This window comes from Sulfuricurvum sp. (assembly GCF_023229695.1).
Taxonomy (GTDB): Bacteria; Campylobacterota; Campylobacteria; order Campylobacterales; family Sulfurimonadaceae; genus Sulfuricurvum.
The window spans coordinates 168,611-184,681 of record NZ_JALNYS010000004.1; the positions used below are offsets into that span (position 1 = coordinate 168,611).

Consider the following 16,071-nt stretch of genomic DNA (forward strand, 5'->3'; position numbering starts at 1 on the left):
CTTTTTTCAGGGTTTTAGTGAAAACCCGGTAAAAAGAGAGCCGCAAAAGGTATCGGCCGATGAATGAAATATTGGTATATGATCGTATTGCAATCGAAAAAGGGGAGCTGTGGCGCCTTTTGAGCGCTCATTTCGTTCATCTAAGTGCAGAGCATTTCATATTGAACGTTTTAGGATTGTGTGTGTTCTCTTTTCTCCTTTGCCGTTACATTAAATGTTTTACCTTCATATTCATAATGGCAATTCTAGCACTCCTAATCTCCCTCTCTTTGTATGTTGCCTCACCTCATGTTATACGATACGCCGGACTATCGGGTGTACTGTACGGTCTTGCAGGGTGGGGTACTCTTCTCATGCTAAAAGGGGATGAAACGAAACTAGGGGTACTTTTAGGAATTTTTATCAGTGGAAAACTCCTGTACGAACACCAATACGGATCTGTGGCAACCTATTATTCATTTAAGGTAATCACCGATGCTCATTTATACGGTTATTTATGGGGGCTTGCAATTGGGGTTTTAAATAACTATAATAAGCACGAAGCAAAAGAGAGGAGATAAGAAGATGATATACAAAATAGCAGGGATTGCAGCAATTTTTTTAACGTTATTTATATTCAACGGATGTCGTGAAGGTGCCGTAAATGATCTTGCAGCAATGGGCGTGGAGAAGAAAGGGGTTTACAAAGAGGGCGAAGTCATTGTCATCTACAAAAAAGGACTCCAGAAAAGTGCAATTGATACCCTGCATCGGCAATGCGGGGCAACGGTAAAAAGCGAACTTTTTAAAAGTGACGCCCGACAGATTGATTTGGTAACACTCCCCTCAAGCATGAGTACGCAGGAGGGAATCGATTATTATAAAAAACTCCCTGAAGTCGAGTCTGTAGAACCTAACCGGATCATACGCAAATACAAAACGACTCCGAATGATGCAAATATCTCCCAACAATGGCATCTGGACCGTGATTTTGACACAAGTGGTAATACGACGGTGGACATAAATGTATCGACGGCATGGGACACAACACAAGGAGACGCAGGAATCATCGTTGCCGTTATCGACACGGGGATTGATACGACCCATCCTGATCTGCGTAATCAGTTATGGCACAATAACGGTGAAGGTGCTATTGCTGATGGCACAGACAATGACGGAAACGGCTATGTCGACGATTTTATCGGATACGATTTTGTCAATCAGGATAATAATCCTACGGATGATGACATCGACGGACACGGGACCCATGTTTGCGGGTTGATTGCGGCCGAGGGAAACAACGGGATCGGAACCTGTGGCGTGACATGGAAAACCTCACTGATGGCGTTAAAAATTCTGAATGCCAATGGTGAAGGTACGACTGCCGGCGAAGTAGAAGCGATCCGTTATGCCGTCATAAACGGTGCGCGCGTCATCAATATGAGTTTAGGGGGAGCGTGCGGCGACTCCCCTTCCGTTGCAGAATATGAAGCAATTCGGTATGCACGTGACAAAGGGGTTCTCGTGGTTATAGCTGCAGGAAATGAAACCTGCAATAACGATCTCACCCCTACCTATCCGGCTGGACATCCACTTGATAATATTATTTCGGTCGGTGCTATCAACCGCACCGGGAACAGTGCATGGTTCTCTAATTACGGCGCACAAAGTGTCCACTTATCTGCACCCGGAGAAGATATATTCAGCACCCTCCCGCTTACGAAAGGGGGCTACGGCTCTATGAGCGGAACGTCAATGGCTACCCCGATCGTCACGGGATCAGCCGCATTAACGCTTGCCAATAATCCTGATATCACGTACAAACAACTTCGTGAAAAATTGATGGGGAGTACAACCCCTTCAGCATCGCTGAGCGGTAGAAACACAATGGGGGGAAGAGTTAATGTCGCCCAGGCTTTTTTATGGGATCCGCTCAAAAACCTGCCGTTAAAAGCATCACCGATTTCAGCCGTCAAATACGATTCGAATGTTTCCCTTTTCTGGATTGACAATTCGACCGTTGAAAACGGATACAATGTCGTACGCTCCCAAGGGAGTGAAAATAATATCAGCCGTGTTTGGAATTTATCGCCGAACAGTGTACAATTTGTCGATGCCGAATTGTCGTTGGGAGAGGGCTCAACCTATTATTATTGGATTGAAACCAATAACTCAATAGGGACAACCAAATCGAACGTTATTCAAATCAATATCCCCCTTGCCCCCCCCACGATTACATCCATCAGTGCTCCCTATAGCAATCAAGTTTTAGTGCAATGGAACGATCTTTCAAAAATTGAAGACGGATATATTATCTATCGTTCTACCTCATTTTGGGGCGGATTTACCGAGGTGGGGAGAACCGCTCCCAATACCGTTAGCTATACCGATACGTCGGCAGCGGCTGAAACTACCTATTACTATTTAATAAAAACGTATCACGGAGCTGAGCTATCATCTGAGTCTAATCTGGTACAAGTCATTACCCCAAAAACCGTATCACCCTCTGCTAGCGAACCAGGAGGGGAGTCCGGAGGGGGAGCATTTTCGCTAAACGAGGTATTTTTCTTAGTGATACTGTTACTCGCAGTCGCACGCAAACGGTATTTTTCGGTAATCTAAAAGAGAGGCAGAGAGCCGATTGACTATTGTGATTGAAATATTTTGCACTGTTTCATTTACTATCGTTAATTAACTATCTGTAGAATGTTTATCATACATTTATTCAATCATAGGATTTAGCAATGAACCCGCATAACTTGACTCCTAAATACATATTGGCTTCTGCATTGCTTACGACCGGATTATTAGGGACGGTTCCTGCAATAGCGGAAGATGCGTTGCATACAGAGAGTTTAATTACCACTCAGGAGCATAAATCTTTACGTATTGATCTACAACTCCATCATCAACAATATCAGTGCAGTAAAACCGGATTTATTCTCCACTTTTTACCAAATTCCAAAGCCCTTTTTATGCTTCCGGACTCGGATAAAATTCTAAAAGCCGATTATACCGTCCATTTCAACCGCGATATTGCTATGAATGTGTATGAAAATCCGTCTAAGTCTTTTGATCTGATGATGCACAATATCAAAATCCATCCTGACGGTTTTGTTGCAAGTATTAATCGTATCCATAGATATTTTGAAAAAGTTTAATCGCGTAAGGGAGTGGTATCACGATCTGCGAAGCAGTTGACAAAGTGAGGAACAATTATTGCTTTGTCAAATGTATGCTACGTTTAATAAAAAAAATATTTCGAATCCGCACCAAAAGATACAAAGAATACCATATAACCAATATTGCATTCGGCTGCATTGAGTAATATCAGAGATCCGTATTAATAATTGACCTTAAGCGCTTTGCTTGTTTTGGGGGTTGTATGGGTGAAAAGCGTCAAAAAGCCAACTGCTTGGTTTTTTTAGCTTCAGTTAGAAAGAAAAGGGCGGTAGAATGGAATTGAGCCGTGACGAACTCAAAAAGATAGCAGATACCTCTTTGCTAATAGGTAAAACCATGTTGGAATCGGGAGCTGAAATATCCATAGTGGAGAGTTCTCTTTGCAATATGGTCCAGAGTTTCGGTTGCGAAAAAGTCAATCTCTCCGTACTGCCGAAAACGATCTCCATGACGCTGGTAAGCGGAAATGAATTCCGGACTAAAATGATCCACATCGAGACGTTCAGCCCCGATATGCAAAAACTCTCCGAACTCTATCGCATAACAAAAAACGTAACACCCGAATGCGATCCGATCGCTGTGTTGCAAGAGACGAAAAAACTTCTGATGTACGATCAGCAATTTAACGCATTGGAGAAAATATTTGCCGCCGCATTCGCTTGTGCAGCGTTTGCCGCATTGTTTCAAGGATCGGCAGTTGAGTTGATGGGCGCTTTTGTTGCTGCGTTTCTGGCGATGTCACTTAAAAAAATATTGGACGTCAGAGGATTTAATCCTCTGCTGACAACGACGGCAGCATCCCTTTTGGCTACCATCAGTGTCGGTGCATTGATATCACTCGGAATCTTGGAAGAGAATAAAATAGCTTTGGCATCATCGGTCCTGTTTCTGGTACCCGGAGTACAACTCATCAACACGTTTGAGGACATCATCAAAGGACATTACTTAAGCGGTTTGGCAAGAGGTCTTCATGGTCTCATGATTTCGTTTTCGATTGTTTTTGGAATTGCAGTGGGATTAAAGCTCATCGGAGGCAGTATCGTATGATGACTTATGATCCATTTTACGCGGCTTTGGCGGCATTGGGATTTGCGGTAATTTTTAACGTGCCAAAAAAATTTCTGATTTTCGTAGTTATAGCGGCCATCATCGGATTTACACTAAAAAGCATCCTTGTAAAAAGCGGAATCGGGATTGAGCTCTCTACGCTGCTGGCGGCAACCCTAATCGGTACACTCGGAAAATTATTTTCGCTCTTTTATAAAGAGCCGCACCAAATAATCACTATTGCATCGGTGATTCCGATGGTTCCGGGGACTTTTGCGTTTAAAACAATCATTTCATTGCTGAATTTTGTCTCCTCACCGCTCCCGTCATATGAACTTTTGGCACAAACAACCTTTTATGCTGCGAAAACCGCGTTTATTTTAGGGGCAATTGCATTGGGAGTTGCTGCCCCTTCGCTTTTAAAAAAATAGACTCAACCTCTCTTTGGTACAAAATTAGCGATGAAGTCTGAAATAGTACAATTTAGGGTATAAACGGGTGTAAACCTACAAAGGGTACAAATAAAAATATGTACCAAAGCGGATACGGATTCTTTGCTAGGGCTTAATTCTAGTTTTCCAGCCCCGTCAGGCTCACTAAGCGCTTAGTGAGCAAATACTTCTGGATGAGTAGCTGCAATTCCCAGCAATACCCGAGCAGGACCTTCAGGTTTACGGCGTGCCTGTTCCCAGTTTCTTAATGTGTTTACACTTATATTTAAAAGTCCTGCAAATTCATCTTGTGTCATTTTTAAACGAGCTCGTATTGATTTGGCATCTGGCTCGTCGATCATGAATGAACGTGACGGTTTTCGTGTGTGCTGAAGTATCTCTTTTGCTTCACCAACGCTTGTAAACAAGTCATTAAACATTGCATCTTCCATCATAAACCTCCTATGCCAGTCCATTCAGGCAATACGTCACTCTGGCATTTGAGCGAAGCGTTAAAATGGTTGAATAATGGGAAAAGAGCTGAGCGATACAATATCCCAGAATGGAAGATAGATGTTGCGACGATCGCTAAAGAGATAAATTTTACCGTTGAGGCCATGCGTATACCGACAAATACGTCGATTAGACAACTGTTGGCATAAGCTAACAGTTAGGATATTAAGCTATTTTTAAAACGCATGGGAATCAAAATCCCTTTGTAGGTTTATACCCTAAGTACGACTTTCATAAAAACCTTCTCTTTTTAACACTATTGTAAAAAAGAAAGGGTATTTTTCGTAGAGAAATTATGGCGATTCGATTACAAACTGCTTTTAAAATGTTCTAACACGCTTTTGGAGCTTTGTCTATGATCCACGATGGGATGGGGGTAGTCATCCCACGTGTATTTGGTTAATGCCGCTTCGTCAGAGAATACTTTAGTTGGGACATTTGAAAGTGCTGGGAGATGGGTTTTGATATATAGCCCCTCCTGATCAAATTTCCCGCTTTGAGTATAGGGGTTAAATATCCGAAAGTAAGGTTGCGGATCGACCCCCGTCCCCGCGCTCCATTGCCACGAGAGGATGTTGGAACTTGCATCGTAATCCATCAGGTGCTCTGCAAAAAACCGTTCCCCCCACTGCCATGGCAGTAGTAGATTTTTTGTAAAAAACGAGGCACAGATCATCCGTACACGGTTGTGCATCTCTCCGGTAGAGAGTAACTCACGAATACCCGCATCGACGATGGGGACTCCGGTGCGTGCCGTGAAAAATGCTTCGAAATAATCACTATTCTCGATTCCTTTAAACGGGTAGCGAAAGTTTTGAGTCGTGAGTCGGGGAAAATGAGCCAAAAGCATCGCGTAAAACTCACGAAAAATGAGTTGACGAAAAAACGGCTCGGTATCGACTCCGCTCTTTTTTTGCTCCACTAGCCATCGCAACACTCTCCTGATCGAGATCGTCCCGAAACGCAGATCACTTGAGAGTCCCGACGTCGCATCCAGTGCCATAAAATCGCGATCATGGGGATAATGGCTCAGTTTGGACGCGAAGCGTTTTAATTTTTCCTCCGGGAGGAGTTTCTGATGCGGTGTCAGTGGTTGCTCACTAAAACCCAGCGAGCTTAGGGAGGGGGGGAGGAGGGTGTGAGTATCTCCATCGATGTGGTGGATTCCCTCATACTCATAGGGGATCAGAGTCTGAGGAGCGGCTATGGCTTCGGCCATATGTTCAGGATGAAACAGTGCTTTGGCACGGTTGTAAAACGGGGTGAAAACGAGGTAGGGTGAACCGTCGTTTTTGAGCACTTCATCCGGCTCAAAGAGGTAGGTATCGCGAAGGTAGGTGAACGGGAGCAAATGCGATACGTCGCGATCACGTTGGCGTGCATAGGGGTCATAATCTCCCGAGGCGCATACATCGTGATAAGACTCTTGTGCTAAGAGCCATCGAAAGACGTCGGTCGGTTTTCCATAAAAGAGGGCTAGATCAAGCCCACGGGTTTTTAGGTTCTCTTTTAACCGTATCAATGCATTAAAAATAAAGGTCACTCTCCGATCGTTCGGGGAGAGTTTTTCGAGTATGTCGGTATCGAAAATAAAAATAGGGAGGATATCCCCCTCGTGTGATAGAAGAGGGTTGTCCTCAGCTCTAAGATCACGCCGAAACCAGATTATCCGACGCATACTTATTTCCCGCTGTTGATATGTGAGCGCAGAGAGAGGGTTTTTGGGTAGGGAATTAGAAAGGTTTGATCCAGTAAATACTCGGTGTTGTATTTTTTGGCGTAGAGATGGATCGTCGAAACGGGGACGATGAGGGGGATGATTTTAGAAGCGTAATCATCGATTTGAGTATGCAAGGTCTCTTTTTCGCTTTTGCTGAGTTCATTTTTGAAAAATCCCGCCAGATGTTCCAAGACATTACGGGTTTTTTCGCCCAGAAGGCAGCTAGATACGGCGAGAGTCATGGAGTTGTTCCTTTAAATAAATAACGAAAGTGTTTTGCTCCCTCTTTGGAGCTCTCGATAGATTCTTTGATCCCATCGAAAGTAAAGCTCAGGCGGCTTTGATCGATCGTCTCCATCTCTTTGATACGATTAAGATTGATCAGGTACGATCGGTGTATCCGTAAAAACCCATGTGTCTCAAGCAGTGTTTCCACATCGGATATTTTTTTTGGATAGTACGAAAATCCCTCAGCGGAGCGGAAGATGACTTCCGATAAATCGGCTTTGACATAAAAAATAGCTTCGGGAGTGAGGAGATAATGGTTATCTCCCGCTTTGGAGATAAGGCGCAGCTCTTTGGGTTTGACACTCACCCGAGTGATAGCGCGCTCCAGAGCTTCAGCGGTATAGGGTTTCAGGAGATAATCGACAGCTCCCACATCAAAGGCTTTTAGGGCGTGATTTTCATGGGCAGTCTGATAAATGATCGAGAGATTTTCATGGCGGTATCGCAGCGCGTAACCTAGCTCGATTCCATCCATCTCCGCCATCGAAATATCCAAAAAGGCAACATCAAACGGGTGTTGCTCGCTCAGTTCCATCGCTTCGGAGCCACTGGAGGCTTGGGTAATAGAAGTATGCCCGAGGGAAGTGAGCAACCGTGTTAGCCGCGCGAGGGCGAGGGGCTCATCATCAACGATCAGAATATTCATGACGTTCCTTTAGGGTTAATGTGTAGGTTGGCGGTTCATGGCTAGTAATGGAAAGCGTACCGCCGCACAGATGGGTGAGACGTTCTTGGAGATTAGAGAGCCCTATACCGAAAGTTGTGGTGGTGATTTCTCGACCGCTGTTTGAAACCTCAATATGCAAGGCGTCATCATAAAACGTCCGTATGGTAATGCTAAAGGGCTCAGAGGATCGGATCATACCGTGCTTTAGGGCATTTTCACACAAAAGCTGAATGGAGAATTTGGGAACCAGCCATGGGTTGAATTTCGAATCAGAAGCAACATTCAAGGTAATAGTCCCCCCAAAACGGATATTTTCGAGATCGATGTAATCGTTTGCGTTTTTAATTTCTTCTTCGAGTCGAATGAGGGGGGCTTCATGCATCGTATTACGTAAAAAAGTGGAGATTTTGAGTACCGCTGCTTCGGCTTTATCGGGATCTTGGTGAATGAGTTCGGCGAGGGAATTGAGAGCATTGTAGAGAAAATGGGGATTGAGCTGTGTTTCGAGTGATCCGACACGGCTTTGGATGAACAGATGGTCGACATGCTCTTTTTGATTCCGTGTTTTAACAAATCGATACATCAGCGCCCCGATCAGATAGGTAAGGATCCCTATGATGGAGCCGTTTTGGTAGGGGTGAGTCGCAAACGAGGAGATGATCTCGACAAAGCTATACTCGAGTGCATAGTAGGTACTGAGCGTCCCTAAAAAGCCTGATAAAAAAGAGAATAATGCTGCGATAGTATTCCAAAACTTTTTTTCGATTTTAGGGAGGAGATAACGGTTCATGAGGGTTATAAATACGAGTGAAAAAAGGGTAATAAAAAACCCTAGAGCCATTCCGAACAGCCCCCCATGGATCGGTTTCAAACCCAGTAAATAGTACCCAAAGCTTGAGAGCAATGTTGAAAATAGCATCCCTATGAGCAGTACACTGATCCAGTCACGCGGCGTGATCCGAAGTTCGATATTACCCATGAATCAATCTCATGCAATTAAACGCACCCATCACGACTCCCGGCCACCCTTGGGCGGCGTAGGAAGTATCTCCCACCTGATAGAATCCTCGAATCGGGGTATCGTTAGAGGGGAGAAGGGGGGGGGAATTGGAGAGTGTCAAGGCATTTCCTCCCAACTGGGTTCGGTTGATGTAGCGGCTAAACGTTTTGGGTGTTGCTGCAAAACTTTGAGTGATCGCATCTCTTTGTAGGCAGAGTCTATCACAAATCCATCCTTGAAGCAAATCATGGAGATCGGATTTCTGAGTTTTATAGTGCGATGGGCTTAGTCCAAGCCACATGCGTGAATCGGTGTGGATTGATGCGGTGATATGGTAATACCCAGAGGCAAAAGCAGTGTCGGAAGGATCGCTAAAAGAGACAAAAAGGGATTTTGAGAGAGTATAGGGGAGGATCGAATCGCTAATGAGTTGGTAATGATGGTCAAAAATTCTATCGCTTTTAACTTTCATATAGAGGAGAAAAGCGCTTTGCTGGTTGTTACGTTTCTCAAAAGTGGCGTAGTAAGCTCGAATCTCTTTATCATCAAACCATCGAGAACTCTCATAGTGCGATGTTCCCATGATGAGATTACGGGTACGAATGATCCCTTGAGCCGTAGTGAGATGATAGAGATCACCCTCCCGTTTAACCGATAAGAGTGGGCATCCTTTACGGACATCAGGTATTTTAGAGGTGAGAGTCTCACAGACAGCCCCCATCCCTCCTACAGGATAATGGGTCTCGTTGAACGTGTATCCCAACGCGAGAGCCGCCGTAAAAAAATTAATCTTGTCACATGATGCTTGTGCAACAATGAGGATTTGCGCCTCCAAAAAATCGAAAAATTCAGAGTCTATATCCCCGTAAAATCGGGTGATAAACTCTTTGGCGTTAAAAAAAAGATAAGGTCGAAAGGTTTTCAGCAGAGGATAAAAACTGAACAATGAGACGATTTTTTTAAACCGTGATCGGTTGGAGTAGTAGTAAGAGGCTTCAAGTGCGTAAAATGCTTCTTGCACAGAGTGTACGAGTTTCCAAAACTCATCGTGTTTGGGATGTGGATAAAAACGATTCACCTCTTCGATAAATGTGTCAAGGTTACGATAACGGATACAGCTTTTTTCCCCTTGTAGTATTGCTATAGCGGGATCGCTAGAGATCAGTTTGGGAGTGACCCCGACAGTATTAAATAGCCTTTTAACGATCCCTCCCTCATGAAAGCCTGAAATCGTTGTTGCGCCGGCATTGTACGTATTGCCCTCATGGATAAAAGTGGAAGCACATCCGCCGAGAGTGCGCTCTTTTTCGATAAGTACGACGTCATGACCGTGCGCATTCAGGAGTGCGGCGATGCTACATCCTCCGATCCCTCCCCCTACAACCGCATATTCTCTGATCATGTGTGCATCGAATAATAGAGCTTTTGAAGCGTTTGGATGAAGAGAGGATGATCGTTCGGTGCTTTGGCAACACGGTATTCTTCGAATCCCATCGCTTCGGCTTTTTCACGATACTCTATTTCGAGTTCAAATTCGGTTTCGGAATTATCGATGGTAAATGCGATGGGGTAGATGATCACCTTTTTCTTTTTCAAAGACCCCAGTTTATCTTCCAAATAGGGGCGAATCCACTCCATAGGCCCAAGACGTGATTGATAGGCCAAATGGGTATTATGAAAAAATACCCCTGCATTATTTAGGGCTTTGCGCGCATGATAGACATTAGCACGTATATGGCGCTGATACAAATCACCTTTGGCAATGATTTTTTTCGGTAATCCATGGGCGGAGAAAATGAGTTCAAATTCCCTCGGATCATCATTACCTAGCGCCTCTTTAATTCTCTCCACGATGGCTGTATTATAAGTGAGATCATTATAGTAGTATTCAACGGTTCGGATTTTTTCGGTGATACCAAGTTTTTTTGCCTCTTCATAGAGTGCATCGAACGATGAAAGGGTCGTGGTCGCTGAAAAATGAGGGTAGAGAGGTAGCGCATAAATCTCATCATAGGAAGCAACCGAGTGTAAAACGTCATCGCTAAAAGGGGGAGTGTAGCGCATAACATAGTGTACATCAGCATCAACTTCTACTGAGAGCGCATTGACCACGCGGCGGGTGTGATCCACAATCGGCGATTTCCCCCCGATGAGAGAGTAATTATGTTCGGCCTCTTTGTGACGACGCGACGTAATGAGCCATGCAATCATTTTGCGTATAGGCTTCGGGGCACTGATAATGCGGTGATCGTTAAACATGTTAGTCAAAAAAACTTTTACTTCAGAGAGGTTATTGGGACCTCCCATGTTGAGTAACAAAATGGCTTTGCGCTTTGCCATTAAAAAGATCCATTCGAAATAAAATTCAAAGCGGCATAAACGATCAAAACGGAAGTAATAAGCAAAAATAGAAGATAAGAGGGTGATAGCTGATTCATGATATTTCCTTCTAGTCAATTTGTGCAATATGATAGAAAAAAGAGGAGAATTTTCGTAGGGAATTTATGTCGACTGATTGAATCGACATCGCATAAATTTCAATATAATTTATCTTAAGTTAACATGCGTCGTCATTAAAATGGCTCTTTCCATGCACGCCTCCTGAGATATTTATTGAGGGTATTCAAACATAACAAATAAAAATCTACACAAATGCAAAGACAGATCATTTTCCCTGCAAAAATCATAGAGTAATCGTAGCCAATACTCTATTTCTATTTCAAAGTTTCGTTTTAATCCCCTCCACCTTTCTCTTCATCATCAGATCCGGATTATTCTTTACATACGCGCTAAACGTCGTATGGGTCGACGTGTGCCCCAGCTCCATAGCGACGATTGCCAAGTCTTTTCCGTCGGAGAGTTCCTTGGTCGCATATCCCCGGCGGATGATATGACGTCCGCTTTTATTGACCCCGATCGCTTTGAGCGCATAGGTGGTGAATTTCCACATATCCACATCGGGCATCTTCTTGTTTGTGTAAGTTCCATTGGCATACGTGCTTGAGAGGACATAGGAAGGGTCCGGCAGAACAGCTCTCATGTAGTTGACAAACGGTTCTATCTCTTCACGTCTCACCACCACTTCGCGGTATTTATCCCCTTTAGTGGTGTGATAGGCAATGGTATAAAACAGATGTATAGTACCGTTATCGTCTTTGTACTCAGACTCTTTGATATGCTCCATCTTTAGGCTAATCACTTCATCGGCACGTGCACCGCTTAGGCAGTAAAGTAGTACGATCAAAGCATTGCGATAGGCATAACGCTGCGAACTCTTCGGAAAATGCTTTTTAAAAACTCCCGGCCAATGTTTCATAAAATCGATCAGCTCTTCAAGTTCGTTTTCAGTGACAAAATCGGTGCTCCGTTTTTGGACCTTGATCTTGGTGAAATATTTAAAGATGGGAGTGAAGTCCTTGTTCTCTTTGTTGTTTTCACTGATAAAAAGAAGTAGCTGTTTGAGTACCGTCAAACGGTGTGAGAGACTTTTCTCATAGCGATAGACGATGATGAGCTTCGCATCGTTTTTCCCCCGGTTGGCTTTACGATTAGAGAGGACTTGGATGTACTCTTCCTTTGATATCTTTTTAGCTTTGAGATCTTTAGAGGCGAGATGTTCTTGATACCACATCAGGTAGTTATTGACAAACTTCGCTGATAACCCATCCAAATCCATAACCCTATCATACTGATGGGCAAACTCGATAAGAGGGGTCAGTGCTTCCCCGTAGGATTTACGGGTCTTATCACTTACCCCTTGGGCGACTTTCTCCGTGATGTAGCGATCACGCCAGGCATCAAGATCGCTTACTAATCCTTTACCGGTACAGAGATCCCATTCAGCGAGGTCGTCTTGGAAGTGTTGAGGAGACATTTAATCCAACCCATCAATTACTGTGTTTTCAAAATCTTCAATAATCGATTTATCGGCATCTTTTATTTTTTGTAGGTTTTGATGGAAACTTGCGGTTATTTTGTTATTCTCGTAATATTTTGCTCTTACTACTTCTTCTTTTAGCTCTTGAATTGTCTTATTACCGTATTCGCTAGAACAGATGCCGGCAAATTGCATTACGGCAGCTAAGTTAGTATTTTTGTCTTTCATCTTATTTTATTCTTTGTGCAGCTTCACGATACACTGCCATTTCATCGCGAGCGGCTATTGCTATAACTTCGACAATGATAACCTCTTCAAGAATGCGGTACACGATACGAACCCGTTTATGATCAACGTACATTTTTCGACAACCGGATAAATCCATCCCCGATTTATTGCCAAGTAGATCACCTAACTGCGGTGAGTGTGCAAGTTTATTGAGTTGCTTGAATACTAAAAGGCGAACACGGTGATCGAGGGCTCTGAGGTCATCTTCTACTTCAGGAAAAAATTCAATTAAGTACATCAGCTTCATTAACTCCAAAGCGATTCATCATATCACTCATTCCAATACGTACACCCGTATCTTTCGCGGTACGTTCGGTTACGGTTTTATAAATTTCAATATGCTCAGCCAAATCGGCAATCTCTTTTAGACGCTCATATTCTTCTATCGGTAAAACGACGAGTTCGAGTTTATTGTTTTTAGCGATGGCAATTCTATCTTTCGCACCATCAACAAGACTTTTAAATACAGAAGAAAAATTACGGGCTACTTCTGTAGCGGGGATGATCTCATCACGAGCATAGGCAATCATAGAGACTCCTTATTGAATATGTATAATTTTACATATTATACTACAAAGTTTAAATTTGCAGCGTTGAATCTTTTCAACCATTTATAAAAAGCCGCTAAACCTACAAAAGGGTTTTATTCCCTATCCATTTTAAACAAACCTGAAATTTGATCAACACAGAATTCGGAAAATAGCACGTCAAGAAAATCATTCTTACTTCATGGATAAGTCAGGTTTTAATAACTTATCTATATATACTGTCAAATAATTGATATATAGTACACATACATGACAATGCTTAATTAAAAAGATACTATATGTGTCTAATACAATAGGTTATCTCCATTAAATGACCTCTATATTGTGAGTAAAACAATCAAATCTCAGCTCAGCATCCATCGATCACCTCAAAAATTATACCAAAATCGCCTTTTACTAACAAGATAATATTGCATTATCTTTGTAGTAATACAAAAACGAAGCCATATTGTGCATCGATATTCCGACGTATAGCTCCATATAGCTAAAGTGTATTATGCCGATTCGCTTGATTTAGACAAAGGGGTTAATGAACGGGAACGTTTGGGATCAGCGATTGAGAGTTTGCTCTTTATCAAACGTTTATTTGATAAAGAGTTCTCGGAATAAATATTAATATATTGGTAATTATTAATATTTACTGCTATAATTATCAGTATATTGATATTTTGGATAACCAATGAGCCTAATGCATCTAAGCCAAACCATTATTGATGCCCGAAAGAAAAAAGGGTTGAACCAAACCGAAGCAGCCAAATATGCCGGCATAAGTCTCAATACCTACCGTCGCATGGAAAACGGTTTTATTGAGGAAGTCGGGATCACGAAAGTGAGTGAAGTCCTTGATTTTTTCGGATTAGAAATGGCAACTAGAGAAAAAGGTCGTCCATTAACGTTAGAGGAGTTGCAGCGTGGAGAGACGTATTAATATCTATACTAATACCCAAAGAGCCGGTACATTAGCAAAAGAAGGTGATAAGCATATATTCACCTACACATCCGAAGCGATTACTCCCATCTCCGTAACAATGCCGATTCGGTCTGAAAGCTGGAGATCCATCCATCTTCATCCGATATTTGAAATGAATCTTCCCGAAGGTGCCTTGAAAGAGAGGATACGTGAACGCTTTGCGAAGGTCAAACAAATGGATGATCTTGGATTGCTGGAGTTAATCGGTCCGCATGTTATCGGGCGTGTCAAATACGGCCTTCCTGGAAAGTATGAAGAGCCTATTACTCTTGACGACATCTTGCATGACGATACTCACGTACTGTTTGAGAAACTGATGGAGCGCTTTGCTATCCGCTCAGGTGTTTCAGGTGTTCAACCCAAGATACTACTTCAAATCAATGATAAAAATACTCTCACGACCGAAGAGTATATTGTCAAATCGTGGGGAGATGAATATCCAGAACTTGCATTTAATGAGTTTTTTTGTATGGAAGCGGTGCGATTAGCCGGTTTGCCTACTCCTGAATACAAGCTTTCTGAAAATCGATCGATGTTTATCATGAAACGATTCGATTTAAAAGGTGATGGCAGCTATCTAGGCTTTGAAGACGGGTGTGTGCTTCTGGGCAAAGGGACGATTGACAAATACCATGCTTCTTATGAAGATCTTGCTAAAGTACTAAAAGCCTCTACCGCTGCCGAATCGAGACTTAAAAACCTGCGGACGTTATTTAAAGCGCTTGTAATGAACCATTTTCTCCGAAATGGCGATGCCCATCTCAAAAACTTTGCTATCTTGTATGATGAAGATTATACCGATGCAAGAATGGCACCGATCTACGATGTTGTCTGTACAACCGTCTATCTGAAGGAGGATCTGCCTGCTCTAAATATGAGTGGCGGCAAGGTATGGTGGAAGAAAAAAACCTATATCGGATTTGGCAAGCAAACCTGCAAGCTCACGACAGCTGAAATTGATGATATCTTTGAATGTTGCGCAGATGCTACCAAAAATGCAGCTGTGGCAATGTTCGATTACGTCAAAACACATCCTGATATTAGCGCATTTGCAGAACGACTCTTACTTGAATGGAATAAGGGACTTGAATCCTTTGGATTTGATCCGATTAATACAATCAAACTCTGATTCTATTAACGTATCGAAAAATCAAAGTACGTTGCAGGATATGGCTCATTTTCAAGCGTAAAATGCCACCACTCTTCTTGCAGTGGTCTAAATCCATGACGAAGCATAATGGAGCGTAGCAGCAAACGGTTAGTACGTTGCTGCACAGATACTGACATGCTTGTTGGCCATGAAATAGGGCTAAAAAAGTCAAAACCCGTTCCCATATCCAACTCCTTTCTTGTTTGAAGGTCAATGAGAGTCACATCAACGGTACTGCCACGCGAATGACCAGAATGTGCTGCAATATACCCTTTTGCATATGACGGAGTATTCGGCCAGTGATCGCGGAGATTATTCGGCCACTTGAAGAGAGATATTTTCTGTGTTTGGATTTTAACATAAAGTGGCCGGATATTGGTTCCTTGATCATCTAGATTTCTTATTTTTCA

The 16,071-nt window shown here is 42.9% G+C and carries 20 protein-coding genes; 8 read left to right on the plus strand and 12 right to left on the minus strand.

Translation table 11 applies throughout. The features are described from left to right. The first annotated feature begins 59 nt into the window (after positions 1-59). From rrtA to M0P91_RS04145, 5 genes are all read left to right on the plus strand, one after another. Positions 60-560, plus strand: a complete 501-nt coding sequence (rrtA, locus tag M0P91_RS04125; protein ID WP_295064900.1) for a rhombosortase — start codon at positions 60-62, stop codon at positions 558-560. Between the two features lie 4 nt (positions 561-564). Then, positions 565-2,601 carry a S8 family serine peptidase gene (locus M0P91_RS04130; RefSeq protein WP_295064902.1) on the plus strand — a complete coding sequence of 679 codons (2,037 nt, stop codon included), beginning with the start codon at positions 565-567 and terminating at the stop codon, positions 2,599-2,601. A gap of 122 nt (positions 2,602-2,723) precedes the next feature. Further along, a complete protein-coding gene (locus M0P91_RS04135) occupies positions 2,724-3,140 on the plus strand; it encodes a hypothetical protein (RefSeq protein WP_295064904.1) in 417 nt (138 codons plus the stop codon). A 295-nt stretch (positions 3,141-3,435) separates the two neighbouring features. Then, complete coding sequence (locus M0P91_RS04140; protein ID WP_295064906.1) at positions 3,436-4,209, plus strand: threonine/serine exporter ThrE family protein; 774 nt, start codon at positions 3,436-3,438, stop codon at positions 4,207-4,209. Further along, positions 4,206-4,640 (plus strand): threonine/serine exporter family protein, encoded by a 435-nt coding sequence (locus M0P91_RS04145; RefSeq protein WP_295064908.1) that lies wholly within the window; start codon positions 4,206-4,208, stop codon positions 4,638-4,640. The genes M0P91_RS04140 and M0P91_RS04145 overlap by 4 nt, the downstream gene beginning before the upstream one ends. Positions 4,641-4,813: 173 nt before the next feature. Here the strand turns inward: M0P91_RS04145 and nadS are convergent, their stop codons facing one another. Continuing rightward, positions 4,814-5,095, minus strand: coding sequence for a NadS family protein (gene nadS, locus M0P91_RS04150; RefSeq protein ID WP_295064910.1), 282 nt, complete (start codon positions 5,093-5,095; stop codon positions 4,814-4,816). 9 nt (positions 5,096-5,104) lie between these two features. Between nadS and M0P91_RS04155 the strand changes: the two genes are divergently transcribed. Next, positions 5,105-5,302, plus strand: a complete 198-nt coding sequence (locus M0P91_RS04155) for a hypothetical protein (protein ID WP_295064912.1) — start codon at positions 5,105-5,107, stop codon at positions 5,300-5,302. A 158-nt stretch (positions 5,303-5,460) separates the two neighbouring features. Here the strand turns inward: M0P91_RS04155 and M0P91_RS04160 are convergent, their stop codons facing one another. The 10 genes from M0P91_RS04160 to M0P91_RS04205 all read right to left on the minus strand — a co-directional run bounded on the left by M0P91_RS04160 (position 5,461) and on the right by M0P91_RS04205 (position 13,523). Then, positions 5,461-6,831 (minus strand): deoxyribodipyrimidine photo-lyase, encoded by a 1,371-nt coding sequence (locus M0P91_RS04160; protein WP_295064914.1) that lies wholly within the window; start codon positions 6,829-6,831, stop codon positions 5,461-5,463. 2 nt (positions 6,832-6,833) lie between these two features. Further along, the gene (locus tag M0P91_RS04165) at positions 6,834-7,115 is read right to left on the minus strand and encodes a YbgA family protein (RefSeq protein ID WP_295064916.1); all 282 of its coding nucleotides are present in this window, start codon (positions 7,113-7,115) and stop codon (positions 6,834-6,836) included. Then, positions 7,112-7,807, minus strand: a complete 696-nt coding sequence (locus M0P91_RS04170) for a LytTR family DNA-binding domain-containing protein (RefSeq protein ID WP_295064918.1) — start codon at positions 7,805-7,807, stop codon at positions 7,112-7,114. The genes M0P91_RS04165 and M0P91_RS04170 overlap by 4 nt, the downstream gene beginning before the upstream one ends. Continuing rightward, positions 7,788-8,807, minus strand: coding sequence for a histidine kinase (locus M0P91_RS04175; protein WP_295064920.1), 1,020 nt, complete (start codon positions 8,805-8,807; stop codon positions 7,788-7,790). The genes M0P91_RS04170 and M0P91_RS04175 overlap by 20 nt, the downstream gene beginning before the upstream one ends. After that, the gene (locus tag M0P91_RS04180; RefSeq protein ID WP_295064922.1) at positions 8,800-10,230 is read right to left on the minus strand and encodes an FAD-dependent oxidoreductase; all 1,431 of its coding nucleotides are present in this window, start codon (positions 10,228-10,230) and stop codon (positions 8,800-8,802) included. Before M0P91_RS04180 ends, M0P91_RS04175 begins: the two co-directional genes overlap by 8 nt. Beyond that, a complete protein-coding gene (gene hemH, locus M0P91_RS04185; protein ID WP_295064924.1) occupies positions 10,227-11,168 on the minus strand; it encodes a ferrochelatase in 942 nt (313 codons plus the stop codon). Before hemH ends, M0P91_RS04180 begins: the two co-directional genes overlap by 4 nt. 379 nt (positions 11,169-11,547) lie before the next feature. After that, positions 11,548-12,702: a site-specific integrase gene (locus tag M0P91_RS04190; protein ID WP_295064926.1), complete on the minus strand. Its 1,155-nt coding sequence runs from the start codon at positions 12,700-12,702 to the stop codon at positions 11,548-11,550. Further along, on the minus strand, positions 12,703-12,933 hold the full coding sequence (locus M0P91_RS04195; RefSeq protein WP_295064928.1) for a hypothetical protein: 231 nt from the start codon (positions 12,931-12,933) through the stop codon (positions 12,703-12,705). It abuts the gene before it with no gap. A gap of 1 nt (position 12,934) precedes the next feature. Next, entirely contained in the window at positions 12,935-13,231 is a 297-nt protein-coding gene (locus M0P91_RS04200; RefSeq protein ID WP_295064930.1) for a type II toxin-antitoxin system RelE/ParE family toxin, read from the minus strand. Then, positions 13,218-13,523 (minus strand): type II toxin-antitoxin system Phd/YefM family antitoxin, encoded by a 306-nt coding sequence (locus M0P91_RS04205; protein WP_295064932.1) that lies wholly within the window; start codon positions 13,521-13,523, stop codon positions 13,218-13,220. Before M0P91_RS04205 ends, M0P91_RS04200 begins: the two co-directional genes overlap by 14 nt. 697 nt (positions 13,524-14,220) lie before the next feature. On the opposite strand from M0P91_RS04205, the gene M0P91_RS04210 reads away from it, so the two are divergent. Together M0P91_RS04210 and M0P91_RS04215 are read left to right on the plus strand one after the other, a co-directional pair. Further along, positions 14,221-14,469, plus strand: a complete 249-nt coding sequence (locus M0P91_RS04210; RefSeq protein ID WP_295064934.1) for a helix-turn-helix domain-containing protein — start codon at positions 14,221-14,223, stop codon at positions 14,467-14,469. Then, positions 14,453-15,640 carry a type II toxin-antitoxin system HipA family toxin gene (locus M0P91_RS04215; protein WP_295064935.1) on the plus strand — a complete coding sequence of 396 codons (1,188 nt, stop codon included), beginning with the start codon at positions 14,453-14,455 and terminating at the stop codon, positions 15,638-15,640. Before M0P91_RS04210 ends, M0P91_RS04215 begins: the two co-directional genes overlap by 17 nt. A 5-nt stretch (positions 15,641-15,645) precedes the next feature. On the opposite strand, the gene M0P91_RS04220 is transcribed toward M0P91_RS04215, so the two are convergent. Next, positions 15,646-16,065: a M15 family metallopeptidase gene (locus M0P91_RS04220; RefSeq protein ID WP_366934057.1), complete on the minus strand. Its 420-nt coding sequence runs from the start codon at positions 16,063-16,065 to the stop codon at positions 15,646-15,648. Positions 16,066-16,071 lie beyond the last annotated feature (6 nt).